Annotated in this window: 12 protein-coding genes; 7 read left to right on the top strand and 5 right to left on the bottom strand. The window is 64.5% G+C overall.

Going from position 1 to position 15,309, the window contains the following annotated elements:
- Window position 1: 1 nt before the first annotated feature.
- Window positions 2–430 carry a GNAT family N-acetyltransferase gene (locus KW821_RS01045; protein ID WP_042653927.1) on the bottom strand — a complete coding sequence of 143 codons (429 nt, stop codon included), beginning with the start codon at window positions 428–430 and terminating at the stop codon, window positions 2–4.
- A 180-nt stretch (window positions 431–610) separates the two neighbouring features.
- Between KW821_RS01045 and rdgC the strand changes: the two genes are divergently transcribed.
- Window positions 611–1,522, top strand: a complete 912-nt coding sequence (gene rdgC, locus KW821_RS01040) for a recombination-associated protein RdgC (RefSeq protein WP_042653928.1) — start codon at window positions 611–613, stop codon at window positions 1,520–1,522.
- 122 nt (window positions 1,523–1,644) lie between these two features.
- Here rdgC and KW821_RS01035 read toward each other — a convergent pair whose 3' ends face one another.
- A complete protein-coding gene (locus KW821_RS01035) occupies window positions 1,645–2,241 on the bottom strand; it encodes a GDSL-type esterase/lipase family protein (RefSeq protein ID WP_218289958.1) in 597 nt (198 codons plus the stop codon).
- A gap of 134 nt (window positions 2,242–2,375) precedes the next feature.
- Between KW821_RS01035 and ggt the strand changes: the two genes are divergently transcribed.
- Together ggt and ybaL are read left to right on the top strand one after the other, a co-directional pair.
- Window positions 2,376–4,157, top strand: coding sequence for a gamma-glutamyltransferase (gene ggt / locus KW821_RS01030; RefSeq protein WP_218289957.1), 1,782 nt, complete (start codon window positions 2,376–2,378; stop codon window positions 4,155–4,157).
- Between the two features lie 372 nt (window positions 4,158–4,529).
- Window positions 4,530–6,182, top strand: coding sequence for a YbaL family putative K(+) efflux transporter (ybaL, locus tag KW821_RS01025; RefSeq protein ID WP_218289955.1), 1,653 nt, complete (start codon window positions 4,530–4,532; stop codon window positions 6,180–6,182).
- A gap of 137 nt (window positions 6,183–6,319) precedes the next feature.
- Here ybaL and KW821_RS01020 read toward each other — a convergent pair whose 3' ends face one another.
- Window positions 6,320–7,597, bottom strand: a complete 1,278-nt coding sequence (locus tag KW821_RS01020; protein ID WP_042653932.1) for an FAD-binding oxidoreductase — start codon at window positions 7,595–7,597, stop codon at window positions 6,320–6,322.
- Window positions 7,598–7,630: 33 nt separating this feature from the next.
- Entirely contained in the window at window positions 7,631–8,239 is a 609-nt protein-coding gene (gene puuR / locus KW821_RS01015; RefSeq protein ID WP_218289954.1) for an HTH-type transcriptional regulator PuuR, read from the bottom strand.
- Between the two features lie 309 nt (window positions 8,240–8,548).
- Here puuR and KW821_RS01010 point away from each other — a divergent pair, with 309 nt between their 5' ends.
- From KW821_RS01010 to KW821_RS00995, 4 genes are all read left to right on the top strand, one after another.
- The gene (locus tag KW821_RS01010; RefSeq protein WP_218289952.1) at window positions 8,549–10,027 is read left to right on the top strand and encodes an NAD-dependent succinate-semialdehyde dehydrogenase; all 1,479 of its coding nucleotides are present in this window, start codon (window positions 8,549–8,551) and stop codon (window positions 10,025–10,027) included.
- 148 nt (window positions 10,028–10,175) lie between these two features.
- Entirely contained in the window at window positions 10,176–11,456 is a 1,281-nt protein-coding gene (gabT, locus tag KW821_RS01005; protein WP_218289951.1) for a 4-aminobutyrate--2-oxoglutarate transaminase, read from the top strand.
- A gap of 210 nt (window positions 11,457–11,666) precedes the next feature.
- A complete protein-coding gene (locus tag KW821_RS01000; RefSeq protein ID WP_218289950.1) occupies window positions 11,667–13,046 on the top strand; it encodes an APC family permease in 1,380 nt (459 codons plus the stop codon).
- A gap of 434 nt (window positions 13,047–13,480) precedes the next feature.
- Window positions 13,481–14,791: an APC family permease gene (locus tag KW821_RS00995; RefSeq protein ID WP_252996431.1), complete on the top strand. Its 1,311-nt coding sequence runs from the start codon at window positions 13,481–13,483 to the stop codon at window positions 14,789–14,791.
- A gap of 70 nt (window positions 14,792–14,861) precedes the next feature.
- Here the strand turns inward: KW821_RS00995 and KW821_RS00990 are convergent, their stop codons facing one another.
- Complete coding sequence (locus tag KW821_RS00990) at window positions 14,862–15,275, bottom strand: hypothetical protein (RefSeq protein WP_042653938.1); 414 nt, start codon at window positions 15,273–15,275, stop codon at window positions 14,862–14,864.
- Window positions 15,276–15,309: the final 34 nt, after the last annotated feature.

The raw sequence follows: 15,309 nt of genomic DNA, 5'->3' as shown, positions 1-15,309 counted from the left end.
TTCAGGCGGTCGGGAAGCACATCCGGTATTGGGGGTGACCGGTCAGCGGATCGGACTGCTCCCCCGCGATCACGAAGCCGTGACGCCGGTAGAAGCGCACTGCCGGCTCGTTCTCCACGAACACCCGGGTATGCAGCTTGCCCTCCTGCAGCTTGGCCTCCTGCAGCAGGGCATGGCCGACCCCGCGTCCCTGCCGGTCGGGGCGCACGAACAGCGCCGCCAGGAAATCCTCCACCAGCGCCATGAAGCCGAGCAGCTCACCGCGCTCCTCGTATACCCAGATGCGGGCATGATCGAGGTAGCGGGTGCGCAGCTCCTCCTGGGCCTGCCACCAGCAGGAAGCGTCAACAAAATCATGAGCCTGCAAGGATGCCAGCAGCCAGATCTCGACTATCTCTTCCATGTCTTCCGGCCTGCTCGCTCTCAACATTTCCGCATCCTTGTTAACAAACTCGACACAGGCAGTCTAGGGGAGTTTGATGACACGATGGGGGTGAAACAGGACTCCCTGTGAACTCGATCTCCCTTTATTTAGCGAGAATGATTGGCTGATCACAAAGCGCCTCTCTAGTACAATGCCCGCCGGACAATCTATGAGACCGAGGACGCCATGTGGTTTAAAAACCTGCAGATTTATCGCTTTACCCGCCCCTTTGACCTGACCGTGGATCAGCTGGAAACCCAGCTCGAGGCCTGTGCCTTCACTCCCTGTGGCAGTCAGGACATCTCCCGGTTCGGTTGGGTCAAGCCCCTCGGCAAATTCGGCTCAACCCTGACCCACAGCGCCTCTGGCCACATCCTGCTCTGCGCCCGCAAGGAAGAGAAGATGCTGCCGGGCACGGTGATCAAGGAGATGCTGGCGGAGAAGGTCGAAGCGATCGAATTCGAGCAGGGCCGCGCCCTCAAGAAGAAGGAGAAGGAAGCGCTGAAGGAGGAGATCCTCCACACCCTGCTGCCCCGTGCCTTCAGCCGCACCAGTCAGACCTTCGCCTGGATCAATCCGGCCGACAACCTGATGGTGGTGGACGCAGGCTCCGCCAAGAAGGCGGACGATCTGCTGGCCCTGCTGCGCAAGAGCATCGGCACCCTGCCGGTGGTCCCGGTGGCCCTCAAGAACCCACCCGAGATCACCATGACCGAGTGGCTGAACGAGGGTAACCTGCCCGCCAGCTTCACCCTGGAAGACGAGGCCGAGCTGCGCAGCGCCATGGAGCACGGTGGCATCATCCGCTGCAAGCAGCAGGATCTGATGAGCGAGGAGATCAAGAATCACCTGGCCAACGACAAGCTGGTGACCAAGCTGGCCCTGAACTGGGGCGAGACCCTGAGTTTCGTGCTGGGGGACGATCTCTCCATCAAGCGTCTCAAGTTCAGCGAAGAGCTGCGCGAGCAGAACGACGATGTGACCAGCGAAGATCCCGCCGCCCGGCTGGATGCGGACTTCGCCCTGGTGACCGCCGAGCTGGCCCAGTTCATCCCGGCGCTGTTTGCCGTCCTGGGTGGCGAAGAGCAGTCCATCTAGCCGAGCCGACCAGATAGGATAGTCCCCTGGCGACAGGAGTCATCGCAAGCAACCGCCCTTCACTTAACAAAAAGGGCGGTTTTTTTATGTGTCGAGCCAGGGTGCCGGAGGCAGTCCCCGCCTCAGAGCGCGCCGCGATCCAGGAGCGTGCGGTGCAGCCGCTCGGCCAGGGTGCGATAACCCGCCCCATTGAGATGCACCGCATCGGACTTGAACTCGGGGCTGCGCAGCAGCTCGCCGATGCTCTCCTCGTCCAGCACCAGCTGGTATTGCTCCGCGAGCTCGGCGTAGAGCGGCGCCCCCGTGGCGAACAGGGACCTGCGGGGCACGGCCACCAGCAACAGCTGGGCACCGCTGCCCTGCACCGCCTCTATCATGGCGGCCAGGTTGGCCTTGAGCGCCGCCTCCCCGCTGCCGCGCAGTATGTCATTGCCCCCCTCCAGCAAGATCACCAGCGCGGGCCTGTGCTCGGCCAGCAGCGCCGGCAAGCGGGCCCTGCCCGCCTGACTCAGCTCGCCCGAGACCCCGGCGTTGATGACGGGGTGACCGCTCAGAGCGGCCAGCACACTGGGGTAGCTCTGAGTCGGGCTGGCGCCGCGCCCCTCGGTCAGGCTGTCGCCGAACGCCAGTATGGTCTCCCCCGCCCCCAGGGGCCTGAAGCCCGGCTCGCCGCAGGCCGTCAGCAGCAGGCAGAGCAGCCCCATCACGCATCTTCTCATCCCTCTCCCCCAAGCCCGCCGGGCTCCTCCGTGGATATGTCTGTAACCATATGAGTAGCAAGACAATCTTTCAATGAAGCCTCGATTGTGCCACATTCCAGCCTGGTGTTGAAAAAACAGACAAGGAGAGTGTCATGTCCCTCAAGCCCCTCGGCCTGCTGGTGGCCTTCGGCCTGCTCGCCGGTTGCGCCCCCCAGAATGGCTTCCATTATGTGCCCCCGCCCCAGACCCTGCTCGCCCCCGAGGCGGCCAGCAGCTGGACCGACAAGCAGGGCTGGCAGGGCCGTGACTTCATGGTGGCCGCCGCCAATCCGCTGGCGGTGGATGCCGGCTATCAGATCATCAAGGCCGGCGGCAGCGCGGTGGATGCCGCCATCGCCGTCCAGCTGGTGCTGACCCTGGTGGAGCCCCAATCCTCCGGCATCGGCGGTGGCTCCCTGCTGCTGGTGTGGGATGGCAAGCGGGTGAGCGCGGTGGATGGCCGGGAGACCGCCCCCGCCGCGGCGACGGATCAGCTGTTCATGCGAGACGGCAAGCCGATGGCGTTCTACGACGGCGTGGTGGGCGGTCGCTCGGTCGGTGTCCCCGGCACGGTGCGCGCGCTGGCGCTGGCCCATCAGCGCTATGGCAAGCTGCCCTGGGCCCAGCTGTTCGAGCCGGCCATCACGCTCGCCGAGCAGGGCTTCATCATCAGCCCACGGCTGGCCAGCTTGCTGCAAAAGGATCCCTATCTGGCCAAGGATCCCGACGCTCGCGCCTACTTCTATCTGCCGGATGGCACCCCGCGGGCCGCCGGCAGCAGGCTCAGCAACCCGGCGCTGGCCGGGGTGCTGCAGACCCTGGCCCGGGAGGGGGCCGACGCCTTCTATCGGGGGCCGCTCGCCGAGGCCATGGTGGCCAAGGTGCACCAGCACCCCACCAACCCCGGCGTGCTGGCGGCCGCGGATCTGGCCAGCTACAGCGCCAAGCTGCGGGACGGCCTCTGCTTCGACTATCGCCAGAGCGAGGTGTGCGGCTTCCCGACCCCCTCCTCCGGCACCATCGCCCTGGGCCAGATCTTCGGCATGCTGGAGAGCCGCGACATGGCGGCCCTCAAGCCGGTGCCCACGGCCGACGGCCGGCTGGCAGCATCAAGCGAGGCCATCCACCTCTACAGCGAGGCGGCGCGGCTCGCCTTCGCCGACCGCAACCAGTATGTGGCAGACGGCGACTTCGTCGGCGTGCCGGTGCAGGGGCTGCTCGACAAAGGCTACCTCGCCGAGCGCGGCAAGCTGATCGGCACCCGCTCCATGGGGATCGCCCAGCCCGGCACGCCGCCACTGGCGCTGACCCGCGGCAAGGACGCCACCCCTGAGCTGCCCTCCACCAGCCACGTCTCCATCGTCGACAAGGCGGGGATGGCGGTCTCCATGACCAGCTCCATCGAGGATGGCTTCGGCTCGCGGCTGATGGTCAACGGCTACCTGCTCAACAACCAGCTCACCGACTTCTCCTTCACCTCGGTGGATGCCGCCGGTCTGCCGGTCGCCAACCGGGTCGAGCCTGGCAAGCGCCCGCGCTCCTCCATGTCGCCCCTGCTGGTGTTTGACAAGCAGACCGGCGAGCTGGAGATGAGCCTCGGCTCCCCCGGTGGCTCGGCCATCATCAACTACGTGGGCAAGACGCTGCTCGGCACCCAGGATTGGGGGCTGAACCTGCAGCAGGCCATCAACCTGCCCAACTTCGGCAGCCGCAACGGCCCCACCGAGCTGGAGCAGGGGCGCACGCCCCAGGTTGTGATCGAGGGTCTCAAGGCCAGGGGGCATGAGGTGCTGCTGAACGAGCAGACCTCAGGCCTGCAGGGGGTGGAGCGCAACGCCACCGGCTGGTTTGGCGCCGCCGATCCCAGACGGGAGGGGGTGGCCCGGGGCGAGTGATCGCCGCAAGCTCATCACAGCGGAGGCGGCCAGGGTGCCGCCTCCGCACCTTGTCCGTTTGCCTCGCGTGGCGGCCCGAACAACCAATCACAGATGAATTACTCCTGCCAAGAAAAGGGCAAACATCCCGCCTTCTCCCCTCAGTTTCATTACTTATTCACATTTAATCGCAGATATGGGCATAAATGTGGATAAAGATTGCCAATTCTGCATAAATGTATTATTTTTCAACAGAAACGGCAGCGTTGTCTTCAACACTCTGTGCTTGCTGCGGCCGACACTGTCTCTTTCGCCCCCTGCTCATTGACAGCTGCCCTCTTCGCCCCCGCGGTGATCTGGTAGCCCACTGACTGCCATTAGCGAGGTGACGATATGGACCATTCACTCCCCCTGATCACGACTCTGGTAGGCGGCCTGGTGCTCGCCTATCTGTTTGGCATGCTGGCCCAGCGCCTGCGCATCTCCCCCATGGTGGGCTACCTGGCGGCAGGCGTCGTCTGCGGCCCCTTCACCCCCGGCTATGTGGCCGATCTGAGGCTCGCCCCCGAGCTGGCGGAGATCGGCGTCATCCTGCTGATGTTTGGCGTCGGCCTGCACTTCTCCCTGAAGGATCTGCTGTCCGTCAAACAGATCGCCATCCCCGGTGCCATAGTGCAGATCACCCTGGCGACCCTGCTCGGGCTCGGCCTCTCCCAGCTGCTCGGCTGGAGCATCACCGCCGGGCTGGTCTTTGGCCTGGCGCTCTCAACGGCCAGCACTGTGGTGCTGCTGCGGGCGCTGGAGAGCCGGGGCCAACTCGATACCAGGGAGGGGCGCATCGCCATTGGCTGGCTGATCGTCGAGGATCTGGTGATGGTGCTGGCGCTGGTCCTGCTCCCCATCCTGGCCAAGCTGCAACAGGGCGACGAGGCCCTGACCCTCACGCATATCCTGTGGGATCTCGGTTTCACCCTGGCCAAGGTCGCGGCCTTCATCGCCCTGATGGTCATAGGCGGACGCCGCCTCATTCCCTGGTTGCTGGCCCGCACCGCCGCGACCGGCTCCCGCGAGCTGTTCACCCTGGGGGTGCTCTCCTGCTCACTCGGCATCGCCTTTGGCGCCGTCAAGCTGTTCGGGGTCTCCTTCGCCCTCGGCGCCTTCTTCGCCGGCGTCGTGATGAACGGCTCGCACCTGAGCCACAAGGCGGCCAACGACACCCTGCCATTGCAGGATGCCTTCGCCGTGCTCTTCTTCGTGTCGGTGGGCATGCTGTTTGATCCCGCCGTCCTGCTGCGCGAGCCGCTGGCGGTGCTGGCGACCATCTTCGTCATCATCATCGGCAAGTCGGTGGCGGCCTTCATCATAGTGCGGCTGTTTGGCCACAGCCGACGCACCGCCCTCACCATCTCGGCCAGTCTGGCGCAGGTGGGGGAGTTCTCCTTCATCCTGATGGGGCTGGGCAGCCTGCTGGGGCTGGTGCCGGATGTGGCGCGCGACCTGGTACTGATCGGGGCCTGTTTCTCCATCATGCTCAACCCGCTGGTGTTCAATCAGGCCGAGCGCTGGTTGCGGCGCCACCCTGAGCCGGCGGCGGAAGAGGCCCCCATCCAGTGCCCCCTGCGGGGCCATGTCGTGGTGGTCGGGGCCGGCGCCATCGGCAACCATCTGATCCGGCGCCTGCACGAGCAGGGGCAGACGATGGTGGTCATAGACAGTGACGAGAGCCTGCTCGCCCCCTGGCGCGCCCTGGGGATCAGCTGCCTGGCGGGTCAACCGACTCAGGGGGATCTGCTCGATGCGGCGCTGCCCGATGCCAGCTGGCTGCTGATCACCCTGGATGACAGCCTGCTGGCCGGCGAGGTCGCGGCCATGGCCCGTGAACGGGGAGCCTTGCTGCAAGTGGCGGCCTGCGGCCAAGCGCCCGAGGAGGTGCATCACCTGCGCGGACGCGGCGCTCAGCACGTAGTCCAGAGCCAAGAGGAGGCGGCGCGGCGATTGTGCCAGCTGGTGATCCACTCCCTCCCCGCCGAACCGGATCCGGCCTGACCCCTGGATCGCAGGGCGCAGCACGGCAAGCGCCTGGAATATGCCCCTGGCCCCAGCCCCCTCCCGTCACAAGATGAAAAAATCGAGGCCACCCTGGGGTGGCCTCGTTATGTTCAACGCCTGATAGAAGTCCGCGCCTACACCCCCAGTCGATCCCGCAGGCTGTACCAGGTGGCACCCGCCATGGTGAAGGGGATGCGGAACAGCCGGCCACCCGGGAAGGGGTAGTGAGGCAGTTTGGCGAAGGCATCGAACCGCTCGGCCTGGCCACTCAGCACCTCCGCCAGCAGCTTGCCCGCCAGATGGGTACAGGTCACGCCGTGGCCACTGTAGCCCTGCATGTAGTAGATGTTGTGGCCGATGCGGCCAAACTGCGGCAGACGGGACAGGGTCAGCAGGAAGTTGCCGGTCCAGGTGTACTCCACCTTGACGTCTTTGAGCTGGGGGAAGGTCTGCAGCATCTTGGGGATGATCAGCCGCTCTATGTCCGCCGGATCCCGCGCCCCATAGACCACGCCGCCGCCGTAGAGCAGGCGGTGATCGCCGGTGGTGCGGTAGTAGTCGAGCAGGTAGTTGCTATCTTCCAGGCAGTAGTTCTGCGGCAGGAGGGCGCGGGCCCGCTCCTCCCCCAGCACCTCGGTGGCGATCACCTGGGTGCCGCACGGCATGCTCTTGGACGCGAGCTCGGGCACCAGGTTGCCGAGATAGGCGTTGCCAGCCACCACCACGAAACGCGCCTTCACCGCCCCCTTGGCGGTCTTCACCAGCGCGGGCTGGCCCGGGGTGATGGCGGTGACGGCGGATTGTTCGAAGATCCTGCCCCCCTGCATGCGGATGGCCTCCGCCTCCCCCAGCGCCAGGTTGAGGGGGTGGATATGACCACCACGCTTGTCGAGCAGGCCGCCGACGTAGCGATCGCTCGCCACCACCTCGCGGATCCCGTCCTCATCGAGCAGCTCCAGCTCGTCGTTGCCCCACTGCTGCCAGCGGGCCTGCTGGGCCTTGAGCTCGTGCAGTTGACGCTCGGTCTCGGCGGCAAAGACCCCGCCCTGCTGCAGATCGCACTGGATGTTGTAGCGCTTGATGCGCTCGCGGATGATGTCGCCCCCCTCAAACAACATGGAGCCGAGCAGCCTGGCCTGATCCGGCGGGCAATTCGCTTCTATGGTGTCGATGTCACGGCTGTAGGAGTTGACGATCTGGCCGCCGTTGCGACCGCTGGCGCCGAAGCCCACCCTGGCCGCCTCCAGCACCACCACGGAGTAGCCCTTCTCCACCAGATGCAGCGCGCTGGAGAGGCCGGTGTAACCCGCCCCTATGATGCAGACATCGCACTCCAGCTGCTCGGTCAGGGTCGGATAGGGTGCGTGTTTATTGGCGCTGGCTGCGTAGTAACTGTTTACATGTTCGGTCATGATCCTTGTTTCCTTACCGGTTCTTTTCCAAAACTAGAAGTTGGCCGGGGTATGGGCGCTGACGATGCGGCAGCTCTGCCCCGACGGGTTGCTGAAACTGTGGGGCTCGCCGGTGTCGATCACATAGCTGTCCCCGGCATTGAGCCGATAGGTCTGCCCGGCCAGGGTCAGCAGCACGGATCCCTCCAGTACGGTGCCGACCTCCTCCCCCAGGTGCTTGACCTGGCCCCCGGTGTCCGTGCCGGGGGCGTAGGTCTCCAGCATGAAGCCGAGCTGGCGGCGGTTGTTGCCGTTGTGCACCAGCTTCATTGAGACCCCCTGGCTACCCAGCTCGATCAGCTGCTCGGCCTTGATCACCACGCTCGGCGTCCTCTCCTCCTCGGCGAAGAAGCGCGACAGCGGCAGCTCGTAGACGCTGAGCAACTTCTGCAGCGAGGCCACCGACGGGCTCACCTTGTTCTGCTCTATCATGCAGATGGCGCCGTGGGTCAGCCCGCTCAGCTCGGCGACCCGACGCTGGGAGAGCCCGAGGCGGCGGCGGGTGGCGGCGAGCCGCTCCCCCATGCTTTTATCCATCCCTTTGCCCGTCAAGGGGTTATCCGTCATGGCCTGCCACTGGGCCTCTCCTTGTGGTTGCTGCATCGCCCACCTCCCTGTGTACCTGCCTAAGTCCTGTGAGCCATCTGGTTAAAATAGCGGACCAATTCCACCGCCGTGTTCGTTATCCTGCACAACCAGGCTGTTCATTATTTTGCACACCTGAGTCCATGAAATCCGATAGAATCGCCCTGACAGCTCCATTTCTAGCATGCAACGGCCGCTTTACTCAAATATATTTAACACTTGAAAAACATTTCGGCTCAATTTATGGTCGTTGTGTGCTTATTATTCTATACGGTGGCATCGTCGGATGAGTTGGCCACCCGGACCCACAATCGAGGCTTCCTATCTATGTCAGCATCGTCAGCATCACAACCCGCTCAGGCTCACGCCTTGCTCAAATCCCTTGCCTATATAGATGGTCACTGGTGCGAGGCCCATGACGGGCGCCAGTTCGCGGTGCTCAACCCGGCCACGGGTGAGGTCATCACCCAGGTGCCCGACATGGGCGAGGCCGACACCCGCCGCGCCATCGAGGCAGCGCACGGCGCCCAGCCCGCCTGGGCCGCCCTCACCGCCAAGGAGCGCAGCACCAGGCTCTATGCCTGGTTCGAGCTCATCATGGCCAACCAGACCGAGCTCGCCCGCATCATGACCCGCGAGCAGGGCAAGCCGCTCGTCGAGGCCAAGGGCGAGGTGGCCTACGGCGCCAGCTTCATCCAGTGGTTCGCGGAAGAGGGCAAGCGCGCCTATGGCCGCACCATCCCGGGCTTCTCGGGGGATAGGCGCCTCGCGACCATCAAGCAGCCGGTGGGCGTGGTGGCCGCCATCACCCCCTGGAACTTCCCCATCGCCATGATCACCCGCAAGGCGGGCCCGGCCCTGGCGGCCGGCTGCACCATCGTCATCAAACCCGCCGCCGAGACCCCGCTCTGTGCGCTGGCGCTGGCGGTGCTGGCCGAGCAGGCGGGCATTCCGGCCGGGGTCATCAACATCATCACCTCCCATCAGGCCTCGGTCGTGGGTGACGAGCTGTGCCGCAACCCCAAGGTGCGCAAGCTCTCCTTCACCGGCTCCACCCGCATCGGCAAGCTGCTGATGCGCCAGTGCGCCGACACCATGAAGCGGCTGTCGCTGGAGCTCGGCGGCAACGCTCCCTTCATCGTGTTTGACGATGCGGATCTCGACGCCGCCGTCGCGGGTGCGCTCGCCTCCAAGTACCGCAACGCGGGCCAGACCTGCGTCTGCGCCAACCGCATCCTGGTGCAGGCCGGCGTCTACGACGCCTTCGCCGACAAGCTGGCCACCGCCGTGCGCGCCTTCAAGGTCGGGGATGGCATGAGCGAGGGCAGCCAGATAGGCCCCCTCATCAACCCGGCCGCCATGGCGAAAGTGACTAGCCTGGTCCGTCAGGCCGAGGCCGCCGGCGCTTGTGTGCTGGTGGGGGGCGAGCCCCATCCCGCCGGCCCGCTGTTCTACCACCCCACCATCCTGACCGAGGTGGCGCAGGACAACCCCATACTGCAGGAGGAGATCTTCGGCCCCGTGGCCCCGCTGGTGCGCTTCGAGACCGAGGCCGAGGCCATCGCCATGGCCAACGACACCCCCTACGGACTCGCCGCCTACTTCTATGGCCGGGACATTGCCCGGGTGTGGCGGGTCGCCGAGCGGCTGGAATACGGCATGGTCGGCATCAACGAGGGGATCATCTCCACCGAGCTGGCGCCCTTTGGCGGCATCAAGGAGTCGGGCCTTGGCCGCGAAGGGGCCAGCGAGGGCCTGGAAGAGTACCTCGAGACCAAATATCTCTGCTTCGGCTCGATTGCATAAAAATACATTTATTGTAATTATTAATTCTTTAATGACAGGGGTGTCTCGAGTCGTCCGCCCCATGACATCACCACAAGGAGAGGGTCAGCAGCCAGGCTGCCGGCCCATCACAGTGAATTGAGGGGCTAGCCCCAGAGGGAGAATAAAGATGAGTAACCAATCCTGGCAGGCCCGCCGTGAAGCCGCCGTGGTACAGGGAGTCGGCACCCTGCTGCCGGTCTTTATCGAGCGGGCGCAGAACGCCGAGCTGTGGGACGTGGAGGGCAATCGCTACATCGACTTCGCCTCCGGCATCGCGGTGCTCAACACCGGCCACAACCATCCCAAGGTGCTCGCCGCCGTGCGCGAGCAGCTCGAGAAGTTCAGCCACACCTGCTTCCAGGTCACTCCCTACGCCGGCTACATCGAGCTGGCGGAGAAGCTGAACGCCCTGGTGCCCGGCCCCACCCCCAAGCGCACCCTGTTCCTCTCCACCGGCGCCGAGGCGGTGGAGAACGCCATCAAGATCGCCCGGGCCCACACCGGCCGCAGCGGCACCATCGCCTTCAAGGGCGGCTTCCACGGCCGCACCATGATGGGGATGGCGCTCACCGGCAAGGTGGTGCCCTACAAGACCGGCTTCGGCCCCTTCCCGGGTGAGGTCTATCACCTGCCCTTCCCGGCCGATTATCTGGGGGTGAGCGAGGCCGAGGCCCTGGCGGCGCTGGATCTCTGCTTCAGCTCGGACATTGAGCCGGCCCGGGTGGCCGCCATCATACTGGAGCCAGTGCAGGGGGAAGGAGGCTTCTACGTCGCCTCCCCGAGCTTCATGCAAGCCTTGCGCAAGATCTGCGATCAGCACGGCATAGTGCTCATCTGTGACGAGATCCAGACCGGCTTCTGCCGCACCGGCAAGACCTTCGCCACCGAATACAGCGGCATAGAGCCGGACATCATGACGCTGGCCAAGAGCCTGGCAGGCGGCTTCCCGCTCTCGGCCGTGGTGGGCAAGAGCGAAATCATGAACGCCGCCAAACCCGGTGGTCTGGGCGGCACCTATGCCGGCTCCCCCATCGCCTGCGCCGCCGCCCTGGCGGTGCTGGAGGTCATCGAGGAGGAGCAGCTCAACCTGAAGGCCCAGACCCAGGGCGAGCAGATCAAGGCCCGCCTGCACCGCCTGGCGGAGCGCTTCGACTGCATCGGCGACATCCGCGGCCCCGGCGCCATGGTGGCCATGGAACTGGTCAAGGGACGGGATGCCACTAAACCTGACCCGGATCTCACCAAGCAGCTGGTGGCCGAGGCGGGCAAACAGGGGCTGGTGTTGCTGGCCTGCGGCGTGCGCGCCAACGTCATCCGCTTCCTGGCCCCCCTCACCGCCCCCCCGGCCCTGATCGACGAGGGGCTGGACCTGCTGGAGCAGGCGCTGGCCGCCGCCAGTCAGGGCTAGCGCCCGGATCTGCCCACCCGCACGAAGGATATCGTCAGATAACTGCAGGCCGTCCATCGCGGACGGCCGCCATATACGGTATCATCGCGCCCCTAAAAAATGATGGCAGGAGCAGTTGGCTCCCTCTGTGACGCATCACGCCGTCATGGAGCCCGTCTCCCTGCTCGGCAGGCGGGCTCTTCACCACTGCATTCTTAGGAGACAGGCCCCATGGCCCCACGCCCCGCGCGACTGAAGAAAACCCTGACCCTGTGGCAAGTGGTCGTGATGGGGTTGGCCTACATGACCCCCATGGTGGTGTTCGATACCTTCGGCATCGTCACCGACATCACCCAGGGTCATGTCACCACCGCCTACCTGCTGGCCCTGGTGGGGGTGCTGTTCACCGCCTCCAGCTACAGCAAGATGGTGCGCCACTACCCGATCGCCGGCTCGGCCTACACCTATGCCCAGCGGGAGTTCTCCCCGGTGGTGGGCTTCATGGTGGGCTGGTCCTCCCTGCTCGACTACATCTTCCTGCCGATGATCAACATGCTGCTGGCCAAGATCTATCTGAGCGCCCTCTTCCCCGGCGTCGAGCCCTGGATCTTCATCCTCGGCATGACGGTGCTGATGACCGCCATCAACCTGCGCGGCATCGATCTGGTGGCCAACCTCAACGGCCTCATCATCTTCATCCAGGTGGCCATCATGCTGGTCTTCCTCGGCCTGCTCGGCCATGGCATCTATCAGGGGGAAGGGCTCGGCACCCTCAGCCTGCAGCCCGTCTACAGCACCAGCACCGAGCTACTGCCGCTGCTGACCGGCGCCACCATCCTCTGCTTCTCCTTCCTCGGCTTCGACAGCCTGAGTGCGCTGTCCGAGGAGACGCCGGAGGCCGGCAAGGTGATCCCCAGGGCCATCATCCTGACCGCGCTGCTTGGCGGCCTCATCTTCGTGGTGGTGGCCTATGCCCTGCAGCTCTACTTCCCGGATGCCTCCCGCTTCAAGGCGCCGGACGCCGTGCTGCCGGAGATCGCCCTCTATGTCGGCGGCAAGCTGTTCCAGAGCGTGGTGCTGGTCTGCGCCTGCGTGGCGGTGCTGGCCTCCGGGCTCTCCTCCCACGCCGGGGTCTCCCGCATCCTCTACGTGATGGGACGGGACAAGGTGCTGCCCCAGCGCACCTTCGGCTACATCCATCCCAAGTGGCGCACCCCGGTGTTCAACATCCTGCTGGTGGGCCTGCTGGCCTTGTCGGCCGTCAGCTTCGATCTGGAGATCGCCCTGGCGCTGATCAACTTCGGCGCCCTGGTGGCCTTCACCGTGGTCAATCTGTCGGTGATCTCCTGCTACTACGTGCGTCAGGGCCGCAACAAGACCTGGCAGGATCGCCTGCAATACCTGGTGCTGCCCCTGCTCGGGGCCGGGACTGTGGCTGTCCTGTGGCTCAACCTGGAGCAGACCTCCCTGATGCTGGGGCTGATCTGGGCCGCCATCGGCGGAATTTACCTGTTTTTGCGCACCACGGTCTGGCGCGTCTCGCTGCCGAGCCACTCGGCGGGAAGCCTTGCCAGCAGCGGGCTGGCCCCCCTGCCGTCGACTCCAGAATAGGCGCGGTTTATTGATGTAAACCCTGTCCTTGCGCATTCTCTTGTCGGGAATGCCGATCCTGGCTTGTCATCCCCCCCCATCTGGGGCAAAATGCGCGCCGATTTGAATAACCGATGTGATCCTCACATCGGTTATTTTTCATTTTGAAAACAAGTGTCTACTTCGAGGCCGGAACGTTCCGGAAATGATATCTAGGTTCAGATGGACCTAATGCCGCAATGAGGAAAAACATGGGGCTCTTATTGGCTTTGTCTCCGGTTGTCACCGGAACCTGCTTTGGTCGCCGCGCGACCAACGTCTGTGGTTTGCATAGCAATGCGATGCATATGCGAGAAACCAGTCCCATGGCCTCAAGCCATTCAACTTCCTGCCAGCCGTGCAAGGAGGAAGCCTGAGTGAGCCAGCAACCCGTTCGTCTGAAAAAAACCCTCAGCATGTGGCAAGTGGTGGTAATGGGCCTGGCCTATCTGACCCCCATGGCCGTGTTCGACACCTTCGCCATCGTCGGTGACATCACCGAGGGCCGGGTCGCCACCGCCTATCTACTGGCGCTCGGCGGCATCCTGCTGACCGCGTTCAGCTACGGCCATCTGGTGCGCAAGTTCCCCTCCGCGGGCTCCGCCTACACCTATGCCCAGAAGGTGTTCAACCCCTACATCGGTTTCATGGTGGGCTGGTCTTCCCTGCTCGACTACATGTTCATGCCGATGATCAACATACTGCTGGCCAAGATCTACCTGACCGCCATGTTCCCGGGGGTCGATCCCTGGATCTTCATCTTCGGTCTGGTGACTGTGATGACCTTCCTGAACCTGCGCGGCATCAACCTGGTGGCCAACTTCAACGGCGTCATAGTGGTGATCCAGCTCGCCATCATCACCCTCTTCATCGGCCTGATGGGCTGGGGCATCTACCACGGTGAGGGCGCGGCCACCCTGATGAGCAGCCGGCCGTTCCACTTCGAATCCGCCAGCGTGCTGCCGCTGTTTACCGGCGCCACCATCCTCTGCTTCTCCTTCCTCGGCTTCGACGGTCTGAGCTCACTCAGTGAAGAGACCCCGAACGCCGGCAAGGTGATCCCGCGCGCCATAGTGCTGACCGCCCTCATCGGTGGCGTCATCTTCGTGGTGGTCTCCTACTGCCTGCAGCTCTACTTCCCGGATCTGGCCCGCTTCAAGGAGCCGGACGCCGTGCTGCCCGAGATCGCGCTCTACGTCGGCGGCACCTTCTTCCAGAGCGTGGTGCTGGTGTGCACCACGGTCGCGGTGCTGGCCTCCGGCATGGCGGCCCACGCCGGCGTGTCCCGCATCCTCTACGTGATGGGGCGCGATCGCATGATCCCGGAGCGGGTGTTCGGCTACATCCACCCGAAATACCGGACTCCGGCCATCAACGTGCTGATGGTGGGCGGTCTGGCCCTCTCCGCCGTGTCCTTCGATCTGGATACCGCGCTGGCGCTGGTGAATTTCGGTGCCCTGGTGGCCTTCACCTTCGTCAACCTGTCGGTGATCGGTCAGTTCTGGGTGCGGGAGAAGCGCAACAAGTGCCTCAAGGATCACCTGCTCTACCTGCTGCTGCCGCTGCTCGGCGCCGCCACCATAGGGGCGCTCTGGATCAACCTGGAGCAGAGCTCGCTGGAGCTTGGCCTGATCTGGGCCGGGCTGGGGGTGACCTACCTGTTCCTGCGACTGGCGGTGTTCCGCATCCCTTTCCGTCAGTACGAGGAAGCGGTCGACGGTCAGTAAGGATCGTGGATAAACAGAAGGGGAGCCGCGGCTCCCCTTCTTGCATTCAGACATCCGCGCGGGCGGATCATCAACCCTGATTGAGCACCGCGGTGGCGGCCGCCTTGACCGGATCCTTGGCCACCGCCTTCGCATCCCGCTGAGCCTGCTTGAGCTGCTGCCCGGTCTGATTGACCTTGCCCTGCGCCTCCTTCAGGCCGGCGCTCTGCTTGTTCAGCGCGGCATTGGTGTGCTGCTTCGCCTCTTTCAGGCCCGCCGTCTTCTTATCCAGCACATCGGTGCTGCTCTTCTTCACCTCGGCCTTGGCCTTGTCTTTCTGCTGACGCATCAGCTTGTCGGCGTCGCAGTTGCCCTTGACCCCCAGGGTCGCATTCATCGCCTCGTTTCTGGCCGCCTTGTCGAGGTTGCACTCGGACTTGAACACGCTGGCCTGCGCACCGGCAGACAGCAACCCCAGAGACAGACACAATACCCATGCACGCATAACAACTTCCTCAGCTTGGAGACAGGAGAGTCCG

Source organism: Aeromonas sp. sif2416, assembly GCF_019218665.1.
In the GTDB taxonomy this organism is placed as follows: Bacteria; Pseudomonadota; Gammaproteobacteria; order Enterobacterales; family Aeromonadaceae; genus Aeromonas; species Aeromonas encheleia.
The sequence above is the reverse complement of the archived record's forward strand: the minus strand, read 5'-3'. Positions and strand labels throughout refer to the sequence as shown.